The 16,813-nt window shown below is 60.6% G+C and carries 22 protein-coding genes; 21 read left to right on the top strand and 1 reads right to left on the bottom strand.

Translation table 11 applies throughout. The annotated features are described in order from the left end of the window. The first annotated feature begins 64 nt into the window (after nt 1-64). The 20 genes from M2368_RS15325 (at nt 65) to M2368_RS15230 (ending at nt 16,209) form a co-directional block, all read left to right on the top strand. Nucleotides 65-580 (top strand): hypothetical protein, encoded by a 516-nt coding sequence (locus tag M2368_RS15325; protein ID WP_498724659.1) that lies wholly within the window; start codon nt 65-67, stop codon nt 578-580. Nucleotides 581-842: 262 nt separating this feature from the next. Next, nucleotides 843-1,607, top strand: a complete 765-nt coding sequence (locus tag M2368_RS15320; RefSeq protein ID WP_498724658.1) for a hypothetical protein — start codon at nt 843-845, stop codon at nt 1,605-1,607. Next, nucleotides 1,604-2,194, top strand: a complete 591-nt coding sequence (locus tag M2368_RS15315) for a terminase (protein WP_498724657.1) — start codon at nt 1,604-1,606, stop codon at nt 2,192-2,194. The genes M2368_RS15320 and M2368_RS15315 overlap by 4 nt, the downstream gene beginning before the upstream one ends. A 16-nt stretch (nt 2,195-2,210) precedes the next feature. Continuing rightward, nucleotides 2,211-3,665, top strand: a complete 1,455-nt coding sequence (locus M2368_RS15310) for a phage portal protein (protein ID WP_498724656.1) — start codon at nt 2,211-2,213, stop codon at nt 3,663-3,665. Continuing rightward, nucleotides 3,662-4,897 carry a hypothetical protein gene (locus M2368_RS15305; protein ID WP_498724655.1) on the top strand — a complete coding sequence of 412 codons (1,236 nt, stop codon included), beginning with the start codon at nt 3,662-3,664 and terminating at the stop codon, nt 4,895-4,897. Before M2368_RS15310 ends, M2368_RS15305 begins: the two co-directional genes overlap by 4 nt. Nucleotides 4,898-4,951: 54 nt before the next feature. Beyond that, entirely contained in the window at nt 4,952-5,647 is a 696-nt protein-coding gene (locus tag M2368_RS15300) for a hypothetical protein (RefSeq protein WP_498724653.1), read from the top strand. Nucleotides 5,648-5,701: 54 nt separating this feature from the next. Continuing rightward, nucleotides 5,702-6,658 carry a major capsid protein gene (locus M2368_RS15295; RefSeq protein ID WP_434690848.1) on the top strand — a complete coding sequence of 319 codons (957 nt, stop codon included), beginning with the start codon at nt 5,702-5,704 and terminating at the stop codon, nt 6,656-6,658. A gap of 12 nt (nt 6,659-6,670) precedes the next feature. Continuing rightward, complete coding sequence (locus M2368_RS15290; RefSeq protein WP_498724652.1) at nt 6,671-6,988, top strand: hypothetical protein; 318 nt, start codon at nt 6,671-6,673, stop codon at nt 6,986-6,988. A 27-nt stretch (nt 6,989-7,015) separates the two neighbouring features. Then, complete coding sequence (locus tag M2368_RS15285) at nt 7,016-7,402, top strand: hypothetical protein (protein WP_434690851.1); 387 nt, start codon at nt 7,016-7,018, stop codon at nt 7,400-7,402. 3 nt (nt 7,403-7,405) lie between these two features. Next, nucleotides 7,406-7,798 (top strand): DUF6093 family protein, encoded by a 393-nt coding sequence (locus tag M2368_RS15280; RefSeq protein ID WP_483561397.1) that lies wholly within the window; start codon nt 7,406-7,408, stop codon nt 7,796-7,798. Continuing rightward, nucleotides 7,795-8,190, top strand: coding sequence for a hypothetical protein (locus M2368_RS15275; protein WP_498724651.1), 396 nt, complete (start codon nt 7,795-7,797; stop codon nt 8,188-8,190). Before M2368_RS15280 ends, M2368_RS15275 begins: the two co-directional genes overlap by 4 nt. Then, on the top strand, nt 8,187-8,612 hold the full coding sequence (locus M2368_RS15270; RefSeq protein WP_483561399.1) for a hypothetical protein: 426 nt from the start codon (nt 8,187-8,189) through the stop codon (nt 8,610-8,612). The genes M2368_RS15275 and M2368_RS15270 overlap by 4 nt, the downstream gene beginning before the upstream one ends. 18 nt (nt 8,613-8,630) lie before the next feature. After that, a complete protein-coding gene (locus tag M2368_RS15265; protein ID WP_483561400.1) occupies nt 8,631-8,807 on the top strand; it encodes a hypothetical protein in 177 nt (58 codons plus the stop codon). Beyond that, nucleotides 8,804-9,316 carry a phage tail tube protein gene (locus tag M2368_RS15260; RefSeq protein ID WP_483561401.1) on the top strand — a complete coding sequence of 171 codons (513 nt, stop codon included), beginning with the start codon at nt 8,804-8,806 and terminating at the stop codon, nt 9,314-9,316. The genes M2368_RS15265 and M2368_RS15260 overlap by 4 nt, the downstream gene beginning before the upstream one ends. Nucleotides 9,317-9,418: 102 nt before the next feature. Further along, a complete protein-coding gene (locus tag M2368_RS15255; RefSeq protein ID WP_498724650.1) occupies nt 9,419-10,003 on the top strand; it encodes a hypothetical protein in 585 nt (194 codons plus the stop codon). A gap of 41 nt (nt 10,004-10,044) precedes the next feature. After that, on the top strand, nt 10,045-10,341 hold the full coding sequence (locus M2368_RS15250) for a hypothetical protein (protein ID WP_498724649.1): 297 nt from the start codon (nt 10,045-10,047) through the stop codon (nt 10,339-10,341). A gap of 15 nt (nt 10,342-10,356) precedes the next feature. Next, the gene (locus M2368_RS15245; RefSeq protein ID WP_498724648.1) at nt 10,357-13,452 is read left to right on the top strand and encodes a phage tail tape measure protein; all 3,096 of its coding nucleotides are present in this window, start codon (nt 10,357-10,359) and stop codon (nt 13,450-13,452) included. Next, nucleotides 13,445-14,191, top strand: coding sequence for a phage distal tail protein (locus M2368_RS15240; RefSeq protein WP_498724647.1), 747 nt, complete (start codon nt 13,445-13,447; stop codon nt 14,189-14,191). Before M2368_RS15245 ends, M2368_RS15240 begins: the two co-directional genes overlap by 8 nt. A gap of 8 nt (nt 14,192-14,199) precedes the next feature. Further along, a complete protein-coding gene (locus M2368_RS15235) occupies nt 14,200-15,267 on the top strand; it encodes a hypothetical protein (protein WP_498724646.1) in 1,068 nt (355 codons plus the stop codon). A 12-nt stretch (nt 15,268-15,279) separates the two neighbouring features. Continuing rightward, entirely contained in the window at nt 15,280-16,209 is a 930-nt protein-coding gene (locus tag M2368_RS15230; protein WP_498724645.1) for a hypothetical protein, read from the top strand. Here the strand turns inward: M2368_RS15230 and M2368_RS15225 are convergent, their stop codons facing one another. Beyond that, nucleotides 16,210-16,608, bottom strand: coding sequence for a hypothetical protein (locus M2368_RS15225; protein WP_498724644.1), 399 nt, complete (start codon nt 16,606-16,608; stop codon nt 16,210-16,212). 21 nt (nt 16,609-16,629) lie between these two features. On the opposite strand from M2368_RS15225, the gene M2368_RS15220 reads away from it, so the two are divergent. Continuing rightward, complete coding sequence (locus tag M2368_RS15220) at nt 16,630-16,812, top strand: hypothetical protein (protein WP_498724643.1); 183 nt, start codon at nt 16,630-16,632, stop codon at nt 16,810-16,812. The last annotated feature ends 1 nt before the right edge of the window (nt 16,813 follow it).

The following is a 16,813-nucleotide window of genomic DNA, read 5'->3' as shown; positions in this document are numbered from 1 at the left end:
CCTCTCAACACACCGCGCGACGCGGTATGGAAGCAGGTATCTCATGGGAAGTGGAGGAGCACGCGTGAACTCTGGCCCGGCGCCAGATCCGAACGCACTTCGCCGGATGCGCAAGGCCGACTCCTCAGGATGGACCACCCTTCCTGCCGAAGGTCGCAAGGGGAACGCACCAGCATTCCCCTTGGAGAAATGGCGTGACCAGGAAAAGTTCAAACCCGCAGAAGAGCGTGACGAGGCCCTAGCTAAGGCGCTGGACGCACGCGAACTAGCTGTGTGGAGGGAAATCTGGAAGACGCCCCAAGCGGTCGCCTGGGACGGGTTGGGTTGGCGTCACGACGTAGGAATGTACGTCCGAGTCCTGGTTGCAGGCGAACGAGGCAACCTCAAGGCAGCAGGAGAAGCACGACAATGGTCTGATCGCCTCGGCCTATCCCAAACAGCGTTGCTCCGTAACCGTTGGCGAATCTCCACCGACGAACTCGGCGAGAAACGCGAAGAAAAGAAGCAGACGAATAACCGCGCTCGCCGTGAGTCTGCCCGTGATCGCATGCATGTAGTGCGCAATGGATCAGGAAAGTAGCGAGTTTGTTGTCGATTTCCCAACGATAGGGTTCCTTGCCGCGGATTGGATCGAGGCTCATTGCCCGATTCCTACCGGTTTCGACCGTGGATTGCCGTTTGTGCACCGTGACTGGCAGTTGTGGTGCACGGTCAACCACTATCGGGTGAAGCAAAAAGCGATTTGGCGTCCGGAACGTCCGATCTTGGCCCCGGCTTTCGAAAACCGTCGTTCCCAGGTCATTGCACCGCAGAAAACAGGCAAAGGTCCTTGGGCTGCTTCGATGACGTTGAACGAGGCTCGCGGTCCGGCACTATTCGGTGGCTGGGCTCATGACGGTGAAGCATTCGAGTGCTCAACATACGACTGCAGCTGCGGTTTCGTGTACGAGTACGAGGAGGGAGAGGCCAAGGGAATCCCCTGGCCTACTCCCCTGATCCAGCTGTTCGCCACATCGCAGGAACAAGTCGACAACACCTACGGTCCGTTGCAGGGCATGGTCAAGGATGGGCCACTGTCCGAGTTCATACGAACAACCGAGAGCTTCGCCAGAATCGGCGAAGACGGGCTGATCCAAGCGGTCACTTCTTCGGCTCTCTCCCGCCTGGGTAACCCGATCACGTTCGGCCTCTTCGACGAGACCGGAACATTCACCGATACGAACAAGCTGAAGAACGTAGCTAAGACAGCTCGCCGTGGCTTGGCCGGCATCGGTGGCCGAGGCATTGAGACCACGAACGCCTACGACCCGTCGCAGGCTTCGACTGCACAGGAAACCTATGAGTCATCCGCGAAGGACTTGTTCCGTTTCTTCCGCCGGCCGCCGGAGCATCTGAAATTCAAGAATGCTCGTGACCGCCGGAAGATCCTCGAGTTCGTTTATCGCGGTTCACCTTGGGTGGATCTGGACGGCATTGAAGCTGAAGCCATGGAAATGATGGAGAAAGACCCGGAGGAAGCAGAACGCTTCTACGGGAACATCCTGTCCCAGGGCAAGGGCGCGTGGATGCCTGAAGGGCTGTGGAGCCGAACGGAGTCTGTTGCGTGAATATCTGCCTTGCATTCGACGGTTCGGAGAAGCACGACTTCACCGCGATTCGTGCCGAAACTCTGGGTGGCTGGCAGTTCACTCCCACCTACGGGCCGGACCGCCGGCCAACCATCTGGGATCCGGCAGAGTTCGGTGGCCGTATTCCACGCGAGGAAGTGCACGCAGCGGTGGAAGAACTATTCGCGGCCCACAAAGTGGAACGCATGTACTGCGATCCGCCCTTGTGGAAGACCGAGATAGAAGCCTGGTCCTCCAAATACGGTGATGAACGGGTCATCCAGTGGGAAACCTACCGGCAAGCACCAATGCACTCCGCATTGGAGCGATTCATCGTTGATCTGGAATCCGGCGCACTGCTGCACGACGGGTGCCCCATCACCGCGCTGCACATTTCCAACGCGCGAATGTTCGCCCGAACCAACCAGCGCTACATCATCCTCAAGCCCTCGGCCCATCAGAAGATCGATGCGGCCGTGACCTCCGTGCTCGCGCACGAAGCTGCCTGTGACGCTCGCGCCGCGGGCTGGTCCACCGGGTGGAAGCCGCAAGACGGCATCTCCCGGCAAGCCTACGGATTCAACTAGACCAAGGAGGTGCTCTGTGCCTGATGCAGAGGTAATTGCACGTGAGCGCCTGGACGTTGGCGAATGGGAGCTCAAGCAGCAGGAGCAGGACTGGGACTACCGGGAACGCTACATTGCCGGCGACCAGGACCTGCCCTACGCCCCGGAAGGCGTGAATGCCGAGTACCGGCAGCTGCAGGACATGTCCATCGCCAACTGGATGGAAATTGCGGTCAAAGCACCCACGCAGCGACTGCAAGTCGATGGCATCAAGACCGGACGCCAAGACACTGCTGACGAAACTGTCTGGAATGAAATTTGGCAGCCGAACCGGCTGGATTCCCGCCAGGCAATCCCGTTCCAGGAGATGTACACCCACGGCCGCGGCGTCATGTCGGTTTCTGCGAACCCGACGAACAAGAAGACCCCGAAGATCCGTCCCGAAAGCGGCCGGCGAGTCTGGCTTGGTGCCGATGCGGAAGATCCATTCACGCATACCTGGGCGGTCAAAATTTTCAGCGTGCAGGAGCGCCGCGGTTCCTCGCTGATACTTCCATCCTCCGTAAAATACTCGGCGTCGAATCGGATCGCTTTCGTCTACGACGAAAACGAATGGTTCAAGTACGAAGCCGCGGGCGGATCATCCGCCTGGACGCTATCCGACTATGGCCGGCACGGACTGGACGCACTTCCTTTCGTCGGATTCGACTACAACCTGAATGCAGACGGCAAACCGAGAGCAGCCATACAAACGCTGATCCCGCAGCAGGACGCATTAAACACCATACGGTTCAATACCCTGCTGGCCATGCAGTTCTCGGCCTACCGCCAACGAGTCTTCACCGGCTACGACCCGGTCGTTCGAGACAACTCGGGCAACCCGATCATCCGCATGGGCACAGACGGAAAACCAGTGCTAGACGGCAACGGCCTCCCGCTGCCGATGCTCAACAGCCCCGGTCGCCTCGGTGTAGACCGAGCATTGGTATTCCCTGGCTCAGACACCAAGGTATTCGACCTGCCGGAGTCCAACCTGGACAACTACATCAAGGTACTCTCCGAATTCCTCACCGACTTCTTCGCAATCGGCCAGATCCCTCCCCAGTACATGCTCTCCCGCATGGCCAACCTCTCCGGCGATGCACTCGCAGGAGCGGAATCCACGCTGCAGGCACTGGTGAAGGACCTCAAGCGATCCGCAGGCGAGTCACTGGAACAAGTCATGCGCCTGGCAAACCGGGCCCGCGGCGAATCCCACGAGGACGCAGGCAGCGAAATCATCTGGGCGGACACCGAGCCGCGTTCTTTCGCGCAAATTGTTGATGCCATCGGCAAGCTCATTGCCGGCGGCATGGCACGCAAGGACGCATGGCTGATGCTTCCAGGCGCGACGCCACCAGCTGTCAAACAGTGGGTGTCGAACTCCGACGCAGAACGCCAGATACAGGACCTGATGATCAATGACCTGGAACAGAAACTGATCCAACCATGATCACCTATTCTGCTGCAGCTACCGAGCACGACCGCCAAATGCGGCTACTCGCACTCAAAGCACTGCGCGTAACCCGCAACGCCTGGCGGAACATCTCCCTCGTGGACCTCGACCGATCATGGACAGAAACAGCGCCGGAACTCACCAGAAGCGTCCAAGCACTCATGACCGCCGCAGCTACCGAAGGAGCCGCCTTCGGGGCCATGGCGCTCGCCGAGCAGGGCGCGTACGTGTTTCCTCAAGGGTTCGTGAATCCACGGGCGTTCGCTTTGTCTGCGCCTGATGGGCGGCCTTTGGAGTCGTTGCTGTATTCGCCGGTGACGAAGACGAAGAGCTTGATTGGCGCGGGCATGGTGCCTCAGCAGGCTTTGGCTATGGGCGGTAAGGATCTGGACAGGATCACTCGGACGGTCTTGTCCGATACAGGCCGTGGGGCTGCTTCTGTGGACCGCGCGTCTCGTGCAGGTGTCGGTTATATCAGGATGCTCAACCCGCCGTCGTGCAGCCGTTGCGCGGTGCTTGCTGGGCGGTTCTATCGGTGGAATGCCGGGTTCCTCCGGCATCCTCGCTGTGACTGTCGCGGGATTCCCGCGCAGGAGTCCCATGCCGATGATTTGCGAGTTGATCCGTACGAATACTTCAATTCGCTGTCGCCGGCGGAACAGGATAAGCACTTCACGACGGCGGGCGCGCAGGCGATTCGTGACGGTTCGGATTTGTTCCAGGTGGTCAACTCCCGCAGAGGCATGTCCTACGCGGGAATTTCTCAGGACGGTACGAGACGCGGCCAGTCTCTTCTTTCGTTGAATACGGATGAAGGCACGACCAAGCGCGGTGATTTCGGTTCCTCCGAGCGGCTCAGGGCCGATTCAGAGGGCTTCGAGCCGGCGGCTCAGAGCAAGTACCAACGAACAGTGCAGAAGCGCCTGACGCCGGAAGCGATCTACGCGCAGAACCTTCCGCGAGAACAGACGCTTGAACAGCTTCGCCGGTTCGGATATATCCAGCCCGGCGGTCAGAACCCCAACGGTGTCATTGCGAACCCATCTAGGCCTGTCTCCACGATGAGCGAGGCCCAGAAGCGTGTGCAGCGAGCCACCTTGGCATGGGATGCGGTGCAGGAAGGCCGTAACCCGTTTGGTAAAGGACCTCTCACCCCGCAGATACGTGCGCAGGCTGAGACGAACTATCGCCGGTGGATCGGTTCCGCTGGCGAGATTTTCACACGGTAACCCTTCTTCTCGGTGCGATGCCGGGAGGACTAACCCTGCGATAGGGGAAAAGAAATGCCTGAATCTACGACTGCACCTGCATTGATGCACGGGTTCATTGACCCATTTGCACCAGGTGGGCTTGAGCAACTGCTTGCGTTCAACCGCGCCAAGTTCGGTGACGCGGTCATGTCCGCGAACGCCGGCGGTGCCGATGGCGATGCGGGTGGAGCCGCCGGCGGAGACAAGACCGGCGGTGGCGACGCTGGAACGGGCGGTGGTGGCGGCGACGCTGGCACCGGCGGTGATGGCACCGGAAATGACGAGCAGCTGGGAGCACCAGGCATCAAGGCCTTGGCGGCCGAACGGGAAACCGTGAAGCAGCTCAAGGCCCAGCTGGCCGAGCGCGAATCGAAGATCAAGGGTTTCGAGGACGCTGGGAAGACCGACGAGCAAAAGCGCGAGCAGGAGCTTGAAGATCTTCGCAACGGCAAGAGCACCACCGAATCGGAGCTGGCTAAGACCCAACTGGCGGTTCTGCAGTACCAAGTTGCCGCTGCCAAGGGCTTGGATCTGGAAGCGGCCGAGCGCTTGCGCGGCAGTTCCAAGGAAGAACTTGAAGCGGACGCCGACGCATGGATCGCGAAGTGGGGAAAGGCCTCGGGCAACGGTGTTGTCCCGGGCGCTGGCCACATCGGTTCCGGAACGGAAGAAGTAGCTCCCGGCATGGCCCGCATGCGCCTGGGCTACTCGCAGTCACCCAAAAAGTAAGACACCTCGGCCGATGGGCCGCGGTGACACGCAACTCTGAAAGGAGAAGCCACCATGGCTCTCACTCTGCCCGAGGCAGCTAAGCTGTCGACCACCCACCTGCAGCGAGGCGTCATCGAGACCTTCGTCCAGGAATCCTCCATCCTGGACCGCATTCCCTTCATGAACATTGAAGGCAACGCCTACGCGTACAACGCTGAAGGCACCCTGCCAGGCGTTGAGTTCCGTGCCGTGAACGGCGCGTACTCGGAGTCCACCGGTACCGTGAACCAGTCGACCGAGTCGCTGGTCATCCTCGGCGGCGACGCTGACGTAGACCGCTTCATCCAGAAGACCCGCAGCGACCTGAACGACCAGCGCGCGGTGCAGACCGCGATGAAGGTCAAGGCCGCGTCGTACAAGTTCCAGAACTCGTTCTTCAACGGCGACGTGGCGACCGAGCCTCTGGGCTTCGACGGCCTGAAAAAGCGTCTCATCGGAGCGCAGGTGCTGGACGCTGACGTTGATGGCGCTCCGGTGCTTGGTACCAACGGCGACGCAGCGCACGACTTCTTCGACATGCTCGACGCGCTGATTGCCCAGGTACCGGGTTTGAACGGCTCCAACGGCGCCATCTACGCCAACGCGCAGATCTCCGGAAAGATCCGTTCGGCCGGCCGCCGCATCGGTGGCACCGAGATTGTCCGTGAGGACCTGACCGGCAAGCGCGTACTGCAGTACAACGGCATCGCGATCCTGGATCCATCCGACGATGCAGCAGGAAACCTGATCCTGCCGCAGTCCGAGACCATGGGCGCTTCCCTCGACACCTCCTCCATCTACGCCGTGAAGTTCGGCCAGGACGAAGGCGACCGAGGCGTAACCGGCCTGACCAACGGCGGCGTGCAGGTCGATGACCTGGGCGAGCTGCAGGAAAAGCCTTCCTACCGTACCCGCATCGAGTTCTACACCGGGCTGGCACTGTTCGGCGGCAAGGCCGCTGCACGCCTGCGCGGCATCAAGAACGCTTAAGGAGCGACAAACATGGCAACTCAGCCAAAGAAGGAACCGACCGAAGCCGAACTGTACGCAGCTGAGGAAAAGGCCCGCGTAGAGGCTATCGAAGCCCAGAAGGCCAAGGACGAGGACGAAGCGGCCAAAGCCAAGTCCGAGCCGAAGCCGGGAGTCAAGGCTCCCGATGCTAAGGCGGCGTCGAAGCCCGCGGCTAATCGTCGCGCCCCGGCCAAGGCCAAGCCAAAGGAACGCGTCGAAGTGTACGAGCAGCGTGGGCCGAAGGGCTTGTTCAAGGTCACCCGCAACATCGACACCGGCGAGACCACCGCCGACCTGATCGAGGACTAGCAAACTCCGCAGAAGAAAGGGGCCGTCATGCCCGTTAGCGTAACTCCTGAGGACATCGCCGGAGTATGGCGGCCTCTTTCCGAAGCGGAATCTGTCATTGTTCCAGGCCTATCCAACCAGGCATGGATCAGGTTGCTCGTGCCACGCCCGGATCTGGAGCAGCACTTGGCTGACGGCACGGTCTCCTTGGAGTCGGTGGCATCGGCCATGATCTCGATGATCATTCGAGTGCTGAAGAACCCGGACTCGGTACGCCAGCTCGCAAAGTCCTATGACGATTGGTCCCGTTCACAGACGTTCGATAATTCGGTATCGACCGGCGAGCTGTATGTCAACGAACACGAACTGGCTCTGGTGACACCAAAGCCAGCGATACTCCCGGCCGGCGCCTACAGCGTCTCGCTCTGGGGGTAGGCAATGGATCTGTTCGACTCCCAGATGATCGCCGAGGGACGGCGAGACGCGCTCTTCGCGATGACCTCCGAGTGCATCGTGAAGCGTCCAAACGGAACAACCTACGACCCCGCGCTGGGGCACGAGGTGGCCACTTACGACACCATCTACACCGGCCGATGCGCTCTGAAAGTGGAGACCGCACAGCCAACCGATCTCCTGCTGGCAGGCGCTAACTTCCAGATCACCAACATGCTGGCCAAGTTGCCCATTCTCTCCGGAGCTGAAAAGGGCGACCTGGTAGAAATCACTTCTTCCCGATTTGATCTGCCACGTCCGGGCACTAAGGCCGAACTGGTCGAACTTGCTGACGGTACCCACCGCACAGCGGAACGATGGAGGGCGGTGTCCTCGTGAGCCTCGATGACTCGGAACTGCGCATGCTTTCCCAAGAACTTGGACTTGTTCCAGACGGACTAGTCCCTAAGGTACGAGGGGTCGTCAAGAAAGGCGCTCTCAACGTCAAGACCGCGATGCAGCAGGACCTTCGAACGTCTAGCTACTTCAAAGTCGCAGCACGTTCTGTCGACTTCGAAGAAGTCAGCTCCGGCGCATTCGGGCAAACCAATATCGCCGCAGAGATCGGGCCCAACAAATCCCGGCACGCAGCTGCCGGACTCGCCGGCATCGCCTACTTCGGCGGCGCCAACGGCGGTGGCGGCACAGTCCGCGACCCAGCCGAAGCGCTCGCCGATGAAGCTCCGAACTTCGAGAAGTACCTGCTGGATGTCTTGGAGGGGCTGATATGAGTCTTGAAGTGTTCCGCGGCATCGAGGCGATGTTCCCTGCTGGCACGCGGGTGCATATCCACGAAGCGAAGTTGTCCAGTCCTCCGAAGCTCTCCGACTTCCCGTACGTGGTGCTGAACGGAGGGTGGGGCGAGGAAACCTCGGGTGAACGCGGCGACCGTTCCAGCGACGACATTCCGGACCAGACGGCGTTCACGTTGCGTTGCACGGTCGTGGCCTTGTCGCTGGAGGGGCTGAACGCGTTGGCCCGCACTTCACGCACGTCCTTGAACCGTCAGCGTCCGGTGGTAGCCGGCTGGCGGTTCTCTCGTCTTCGCCAAGTCGAAGTACTCACGGCTGAACCGGATAACCGGGTCTCCGTGGAAACCACTAACCCCGTGTATCTCGTGGACGAATACCCGTTCATGGGTTCTCGGGTCTGACCGAAAGGACACAACACCATGGCTAAGCCTGGCTTTGTGGAAGCCCGACCCAAAGGGGGCGGGGGCATCCGGCTAGTTCCGGAGCACTACCTGACCAATCCGGCACTCGGCTTCGTCGAAGTGCCATCCATCCGCGACACCGGCGCCAAGGAGAAAGTCAAGCCGGCAAGCAATGCTGAGGGGGATGCCAAGTGAAGTTTTCTTCTGACGGCAAGAAGAAGTGGGCTCTTTCGCTCACTAAGCCTGCAAGCCCGATCCCGACCGCAACCGAGCTGAATGCCATGATCGATCCATCTTGCATGATCTTGGATTCTGACGTGACGTGGTCGCCTACCGCATCGGATCGTTTCAACGAGAAGACCTCGTGCCAGAAGGGCAACTCCCAGGCATTGGGCGCTTCGAACTACGAGACCGCGCTGACCTTCATCCGCGAATGGCTGACCACCGGCACCGGTGCAGACATTGAAGGTCTGGACGCTGCTTACCAGGCAGTGAAGGTCAAGGACACCACCGTGTGGATCTATCTGCGCGAGACCGATAAGGACTCCACAGAGCCGTGGGCTGCGGGAGATGAAATCTTCCTCGGTGGCGAAGTGAAGACCGATTCGCCAACCCGCCCGGGCAACGATGGCAACATCAAGCGCCGTGTGGAGTTCCTGCCACAAAACATGGTCAGCGAAGTACTGGTACCGGCCGGCGCTTAGCCCGACCAGTTCCTCAATCTAGCCCGGTGACGCGGATGGGCTCCGGCGTCACCGGGCTTTCCCATACCCATAAGAGCCCGCAAACCTGAAATGGAGCCCACCATGACTGAACTGAACCCTGCTGAATTCGATTTCGAAGCGTGGATGGATGATGCACGCCTGCCCGAGGATTCGGAGACCGTGTTCAAGCGCGGCGACCTGGTCGCGAAGATCAATCACCTGGCCCGCCAGATCCGCGTCGAGACCGAGGCCATCCACTACGAAGAAGTCAGCGGCGGATCCCCGCTGATGAGGAAACTAAAGAAGGAACGCGAAGAGCTGATGAAGGCCTTCGCCCGATCCGAGGTCACCTTCTACCTGCGCGCACTCCCCCAGTCCAAGATCAAGGAACTGGTCGATCAGCACCCGCTCGCCGATGATGCATCCCGGGAGGACCAGATGGCCCAGCGCGTCGCGCTGAACCGTGCGCTGCTGGCTGAGTCCATCGTCGCGTTCGAGTCCCCGACATTGGAGAAGCGCGACATCAAAATGACGATCCCGCTGATCGCCACCCTGGAAGCGAAGCTCGGAGCGGCCCAGCTCTCCAAGCTCCTTACCAAGCGCCAGCAGGTGCAGTCCGAAGCGCCAGCCCCGGACGCAGATTTTTTGCCCGATGCCTCTGGTACCAGCCAAGACTCCGGCCAGTAGTCAACGTCCTGCGCACAGCCCGCGCCGTCCAGAAGCCGCCCATGCACTGGTTCACCAGCCAGCGCGGCGACTGGACGGACAAGGACTACCTCCTGTCCTTGGTCCTCACCATCTACGAGGACGGCCTGTGCTCCTGTGGCCAGCCCACCGAGCTGGCCCACCACCCGGACAACGACGGCTGGTACACGGCACACAAGAAGGTCTGCCAGTCCTGCGCGGCCCGTGAGCGTTCCACCCAGGGAATCGGCAAAGAGCAGTACAAGCCCGACCCCGGCGAACGGGTCTACACCAGCTACGACAGGCCAGCGGAAAAGCCAATCCGCGACCTGCCGGGATAACCCGAAGGAGGGCACATGGCCGAACGCCGAGTAGTCGCCAGGCTTGAAGCCGTGGTGTCGAACTTCATCAACGGGTTCAAGGACGCGAAGAAGTCCACCGAAGAACTGACCCAGTCCACCCAGAACGCCAACAAGGCGATCCAGGAGAACTCGCGCTTCTCCGAAGAAGCGGCGAAGAAGATCAAGCTCGTTGCCGACGCTGACCAGAAGGCAGCCAAGGCCGCAGGCCTGCTCTACAACGCCAACGGCCAGCTGGTTAACGCCAATGGGAAGATCGTTTCTTCATCCCAGGCCGCGGCGCACGGCGTCGATGCGTTCTCCGATGCCGTGTACCTGGCCAACGTCGAAGCGCAGGATGCAGCTGCCGCCACCAAAGCGGCCGTGGACAAGCAGGCCGAGGCCTACCAGACCCTCGCGCCTGCCGTCACGATCGCCGGTGGCGCGCTCACTCTCGCCTTCGGCAAGATGCTCACCACTTACGCCGACTTCGACAAGTCCATGTCCGAAGTCCAGGCAGCCACGCACGAGACCGCCGGCAACATGAACCTGCTCCGCGAAGCAGCCGTGGGCGCAGGCGCAGACACCGCCTTCAGCGCATCCGAAGCAGCCGGCGGCATCAAGGAACTCGCCAAGGCAGGCGTGGATACCCAAGCCATCATCAACGGCGGGCTGACCGGTGCACTATCCCTGGCAGCAACCGACAACATCGAAGTGGCCAAAGCCGCCGAAATCGCCGCCTCAGCGATGACCCAGTTCAACCTCGCAGGCGAAGAAGTACCCCACATCGCCGACCTGCTCGCAGCAGGCGCCGGCAAGGCCCAGGGCGGCGTCGAAGACCTCGGCATGGCTCTGAACCAATCCGGACTCGTAGCCAACTCCGTGGGCCTCACCATCGAGGAAACCACCGGAGCGCTCACCGCCTTCGCCTCAGCCGGCCTCACCGGCTCCGACTCGGGCACCAGCTTCAAAACCATGCTGCAGTCCCTGACACCGAACTCCAAGCAGGCCGCAGACCTCATGGACGAACTCGGCATCAGCGCCTACGACGCCCAAGGCACCTTCGTAGGCATGTCCGAATACGCAGGCATCCTCCAAAACGCCCTCAAGGACATGTCCGACGAACAACGCAACGCCACCCTGAAAACGATCTTCGGATCCGACGCAGTCCGCGCAGCCAACATCCTCTACGAACAAGGCGCCGAAGGCATCCAGAACTGGGAAGACGCAGTCAACGACGCAGGCTACGCCGCAGAAACCGCAGCCGCCATGCAAAACAACCTCGCAGGCGACCTCGAAAAACTCGGCGGATCCCTCGACACCGTCTTCCTCCAATCCGGCTCCGCAGCCAACGACGCACTCCGAGGCCTCGTCCAAACAGCCGAAGGCTTCATCGACATCATCGGCAACCTCCCCCAACCAGTACTCGCAGCAGGCGGCATCCTCACCGGAATCGCCGGCGGCGCAGCGCTCGCCGGTGGAGCCCTGATCACGTTCATCCCTCGGATACGCGACACCCGTGCAGCACTGCGGGATCTGGCTCCGGACGGCACACGTGCAGGCCGGGCGCTCGATGGCGTATCCAGAGGGATGCGCGGCGCAGCGCGGGCTGCAGGCGCGGCCGGAACCATAATGGCCGCAGGTGTCGGCATCGCGAAGCTCGCGGAGCTCTCCTACACCGGCGACCTGATTGAAGGCACCGGACACGTCGCAGACAGCATCCAGCGCATCGTCAACGAAGCGCCCGGTGCACGCGTAGCACTGGACAGCGTATTCAAGAACCGCAACGGCGAAGGCATCACCGGCGAAATCGACGGCATCAACTCGGCCATCGACTACCTGTTCGCCGACGACCCCGGCCAGAAATTCAACCGCTGGGGCCAGGACGTCGTCAACTCGCTGACCGGCATCCGTGGCGGCAAGCAGATCGCCGAAGAAACCTTCGGAGGAATTGACGCAGAGCTGGCCAGTCTCGTCTCATCGGGCAACGCCGAAGACGCGGCCGAAGTATTCGGCCAAGTCCAGGACCGCTTGAAAGATGCCGGCGTCTCCGCAGAGCAAGCAGCCTATCTCTTCCCTGCATACTCGGATGCACTCAACCGGGCCTCAGCCGAGACCCAGGGAGCCGCAGACGGCAGCGCGGAACTCACCGGCGCACTAGAAGAAGTCGGAGTCTCAGCCGAAGGCGTAGTTGAGGACATGGAAGAATTCCTCGACATCCTCTTCCAAGCAGGCGTCATCACCCGCGACGAACGCGCAGCCTTCCGAGAGTACCAGGCAGCGATCGACGAAATCGGCGCCTCCATCGAGACCAACGGCAAGTCACTGGACGCGCACACCGAGAAAGGACGCGCCAACCAAGCCGCCCTCGATGCCCTAGCCGAAAGTGGCGAAGGATACGTCCGGGCGCTCGCCGCCGGCGGCGCCACCGAGGAAGAACTGCAGGCGGCAATGTCTTCGACTTATGAGTCGTTGATCGTAGCTGCCGGCCAGTTCGATATCACTGGCGACAAGGCCGACGCGATGGCGCGCGAGATCATGGGCATCCCCGATGATGTCAAGGTCGAGTCTTGGATGTCCGAGGCGGCGAAGAAGACCGCTGAGGAAACCAAGGCCGCGGTTGATGCTGTGGATGGGAAGACGGCTAACGTCTGGATCACCACGCATGAGAAATCCATCTACTCGGAGACGCATGTTTCCACCGGTCGTGGTGGCGGTGGTGGCCAGACGAAGGCTACCGGCGGTGCGATCTTCGGCCCTGGATCCGGGACTTCGGATGATGTGCCGATCATGGCTTCCAACGGCGAGCATATGCTCACCGCCAAGGAAGTTCAGCTCATGGGTGGGCACGACAGCGTCTACCAGTTCCGTGCTGCGCTGAATGCTGGGTCCATCCCTGGCCACGCTACGGGCGGCGAGATTGGAGGCACTCCTGTGGGTATCCCTACGACATCGGTCATGCAGTCCACCGCGGCTCCGGTCATCTCGTCCGGATCGAGCCTGCCTTCGATCAGCGTCCAGATCACAGGGGCGACAGATGCCACTCGGGTTGCTCGTGAAGTAACTGACGCGATCAGCCACAAGCTGGCGAAGGTGGGGATGCGCATTGGCTAACGACCTAGTCACACTCGACGGTTATCCGTTGACTGGGATCACTCGCGATGGGGTGTGGAAGCGCCTGGGATCGATCGAGGGGTGGTGGGACAGCCCGCCACCCCGCCGGCAGCGTGCCGACCGGACGAACGGCGACGGCAGCTTCCGCACTCCGATCGAGTACGGAAATCGCCTGATCACCTACGAAGGCCGGATCATCTCGAAGAACCACGACTACTTGCACCAGGCGGCGGGGATCCTCACCGCGTTGGGACACCGTGGCAACACGAAGTTCCTGGTGCAGGGCCATGGGCCAACGCAGTGGGCAATAGTCGATCCTCGCGATTCGGTGAAGACGAGTTTCGAGACCGACTCGTATCTGAACTTCCAGATCCCGTTGGAGGCGATCGACCCGTTCAAGTACGGAGAGTCGTACACGGTGGCGGGTTCTTCGAGCTCTCCGGCGTCTCTGTACCACCGGGGCACGGTTCCTGCGTGGCCGGTGGTCACGGTGACGGGCACGTCGGCCAGCGGTTACACGCTGTCATTGAATGGTCGGTCTGTCGTGGTGACGCAAGCCCTCTCCTCGGGTTCGCCTCACACGATTGATTTCAGGACTGGAATTTTCCGGGTGAATGGTGCCGTTGCTGGGGCGGGATTGGCCAGCGCGAACTTCTCGCCGATCAATCCTGGGCTGCCTCAGAACATGACCATCACGGCGGGCCTGTTCACGGCTAAATACAGCGACACTTTCATTTAGGGGGCGTAGTGACCTACAGGGTATTCACCGTGTCCACGAGTACATGGAAAGACGTGGTCGAGGTAAAGCCCAAGACCACACCGTGGGGCAGGAAACTGGGCGAAGGATCCGGGTATTCATCGGACTTCGTGCTCTCAGACCCGGACATTGCCGCCACGGTCGGGAAGCTGGAACCCGAGTCCCGGGCGCTGATCGTCGATTACGACGGTGTGATCATGTACTGCGGACTGATCACCGATGACGACTACGACCACGACACCCAGACCTTGAAGATCGATCACGAAGATCTGATGTGGATGCTCATGGAACTGCGGTTGATTGCGCAAGACCGGACCTCGTCCATGCCGTCGTGGAAGCAAACCTACTCCGGGTTGGTGTACGACACGATCATCAAGCGGGTGGTGCAGCTGGCTACCACCGGGGCTGGCCGCGATGTGCCGATGGTCTATGAAGCTGACTACGCCGGTGGCCGGTCACGAACTTACAACGGGTACAACGCAGACTCCGCGCTGGACGCGATCGAAGAGATCATGAATCTGGAGAACGGTCCGGACGTTGACTTCCGTCCACGATGGAACGCTGCACGTGACGGTGTGGAGTTCATCCTCCGAACGGGGTTCATGAACCCGGATGGGAACATGATCGAGGTCAATTTCTCGGCAGATCAGTCCCCTGGCCAGCGGTTGAAGCGCAAGCGTTCCGGACAGGAACGAGCCACCCAGGTCATCGCGATTGGCGAGGGCTCCGGCGTGGATATGAAAGTTCGTTCTGCCGGCAGCTCCGGTGCTTTCGCGTTGGAACGGGCAGAGCAGTCGAAGAACATCAAGGACGGCACGCAGTTATCCGAGTTCGCCCAGGGCGAGCTGTCTACCCGGGGCAGCCTGGTCACGCAGTACTCCTGCGATATCGACATGTCTTCACCAGCAATCAAGACCTTCTGGGACTTGCAACCAGGCACAACACTGCGCTGGTACGTGTCCGGAGATCCGGCAATCACCACTGGGTGGCGTGAATCGACGATCATCGAGTTCTCAGGTGACTTGGAATCGGACTTCGTGCACATCGAGATGCAGTAAGGCGGTGCACGAATGGTGAAACGCACGAACCTGCGAAGCCAAAACGTCACCAAGCGGAATCGCCAGGTAAAAACCTACGGCACACAGACACCGTTGTCTTCGGCTGCGGTGGAGCGTGGGTCTACCCGCTGGTTGTCTGGGTCCCGTGTGGACATCGAGGGCATCCTCAACCTGATCGGTACAGGCAACTTCACGGGCACCGTGAACGTCGGTGGAGTGCTGGATGTAACAGGAACCTTGAACGGTTCCGGTGTGACTAACCTCAGCGGTACGAATAACTTCTCCGGGGTGAATCACCTGACTGGGCCGACTGATGTGGCCGGCAACTTCGAGATCATTGCCGGTGGACAGTTCAAGGCTGGCGAGTCGATCATCTACCCGGACGGTTCCGCGAAGTTCGGTGCCCTGGGTATCGCGTCGGACGGCACCATGCAGGCCGGTCTATTCGAGTTGCGTCCTGATGGGTCGGCGAACTTTGGGACTTTGGAGATCCTCGCCGACGGTACGTTGAACGTCAGCAACGACATCAACGTACTCAACACCGGTAAGATCACCGCCGGGCAGGTAGTGATTGACCCATCCAGCGATGGGGGAAGCATAGGCTTTGGCGCCGGTGGAATTACCGCAGGCCTGTTTGGCATGAGATTCACAGGAACAGCAGGAAACGACGCCATAGTGGAGAGCCTCGGCGGACAAGCCCAACTAACAGGAGGCGGGTCCACCGTGACGGCCCGAACCGGAGGGATCGACTTGACGGCCACGAAAATCTGGGCGCGGGGACAATTCGAAGCTACAGGCGTTGCCCGGGTTCCCCAGCTCTTTGTGGGCACTGCAAGCGAGGTAGCAAATAACCGACTCAGAATTGCGGCACTACCGAATACAACGGTAGCCGCAGCCAACGTCCACGTTGATTCAAACGGCATCTTCTACCGAGTGCAATAGTTACTGCGCGGGGCAAAGAGTAGAAATGGACGCTCCCATAAGGACAATCTCCAATTGCCCCTCAGTTGCGTTCTTGAATGTTGGTCGATCCAGTTCCCCCTCAGCCTGCTGCTCGCAGTAAACCTCGCCGCGCTCAACCCAATATTCCTCAGTCATCTTCTCGGCCGGCAGTTCAGCTTCGAGCGCTTCTTCCTTGCCTGCAATCTGTGCTTCTACAGACTCAATGAAAGCTTCTTCGGTTCCGGCGCTCGCCGGTGCTGCTGTCGGCTGTTCTGTTGCTGTCGGATGGACGGAAATTGGTTCGGGCGAAGTAGCCGGTGTTTCCGCTGAAGAGCAGCCGGTCAAGGCAAGCCCGGCGACAGTGAGCAGGGCAATAAATTTTGGGCGCATATTCCACACAATATTCTAAGGAGCCGAAGAATGGCAGACCAGGGCGGTCAAAACCCCGTAACAGAGGACCAGCAAGCAGTGATCGACAATCTGCGTAACGAACTGCAGATCGCGAATCTCATGCTGGCCGACCTCAGCACACAGCTCGCCGGAGAACGCATCAAGCGCTCTCGTGCCGAGGCAATCAACCAGCTCTCTCAACCCACCGCTTAAC

Source organism: Arthrobacter sp. JUb119 (assembly GCF_024807995.1).
Lineage (GTDB): Bacteria > Actinomycetota > Actinomycetes > Actinomycetales > Micrococcaceae > Glutamicibacter.
Note: the sequence above shows the minus strand (reverse complement) of the source record. Positions and strands in the feature narration are given on the sequence as shown.

Excerpts from the sequence above, each read along its gene's own strand:
- M2368_RS15230 (WP_498724645.1), top strand. The coding sequence starts at position 15,280 with ATGGTGAAACGCACGAACCTGCGAAGCCAAAACGTCACCAAGCGGAAT.
- M2368_RS15305 (WP_498724655.1), top strand. The coding sequence starts at position 3,662 with ATGATCACCTATTCTGCTGCAGCTACCGAGCACGACCGCCAAATGCGG.
- M2368_RS15320 (WP_498724658.1), top strand. The coding sequence starts at position 843 with ATGACGTTGAACGAGGCTCGCGGTCCGGCACTATTCGGTGGCTGGGCT.
- M2368_RS15270 (WP_483561399.1), top strand. The coding sequence starts at position 8,187 with ATGAGTCTTGAAGTGTTCCGCGGCATCGAGGCGATGTTCCCTGCTGGC.
- M2368_RS15245 (WP_498724648.1), top strand. The coding sequence starts at position 10,357 with ATGGCCGAACGCCGAGTAGTCGCCAGGCTTGAAGCCGTGGTGTCGAAC.
- M2368_RS15250 (WP_498724649.1), top strand. The coding sequence starts at position 10,045 with ATGCACTGGTTCACCAGCCAGCGCGGCGACTGGACGGACAAGGACTAC.
- M2368_RS15300 (WP_498724653.1), top strand. The coding sequence starts at position 4,952 with ATGCCTGAATCTACGACTGCACCTGCATTGATGCACGGGTTCATTGAC.
- M2368_RS15285 (WP_434690851.1), top strand. The coding sequence starts at position 7,016 with ATGCCCGTTAGCGTAACTCCTGAGGACATCGCCGGAGTATGGCGGCCT.
- M2368_RS15220 (WP_498724643.1), top strand. The coding sequence starts at position 16,630 with ATGGCAGACCAGGGCGGTCAAAACCCCGTAACAGAGGACCAGCAAGCA.
- M2368_RS15280 (WP_483561397.1), top strand. The coding sequence starts at position 7,406 with ATGGATCTGTTCGACTCCCAGATGATCGCCGAGGGACGGCGAGACGCG.
- M2368_RS15295 (WP_434690848.1), top strand. The coding sequence starts at position 5,702 with ATGGCTCTCACTCTGCCCGAGGCAGCTAAGCTGTCGACCACCCACCTG.
- M2368_RS15265 (WP_483561400.1), top strand. The coding sequence starts at position 8,631 with ATGGCTAAGCCTGGCTTTGTGGAAGCCCGACCCAAAGGGGGCGGGGGC.
- M2368_RS15290 (WP_498724652.1), top strand. The coding sequence starts at position 6,671 with ATGGCAACTCAGCCAAAGAAGGAACCGACCGAAGCCGAACTGTACGCA.
- M2368_RS15255 (WP_498724650.1), top strand. The coding sequence starts at position 9,419 with ATGACTGAACTGAACCCTGCTGAATTCGATTTCGAAGCGTGGATGGAT.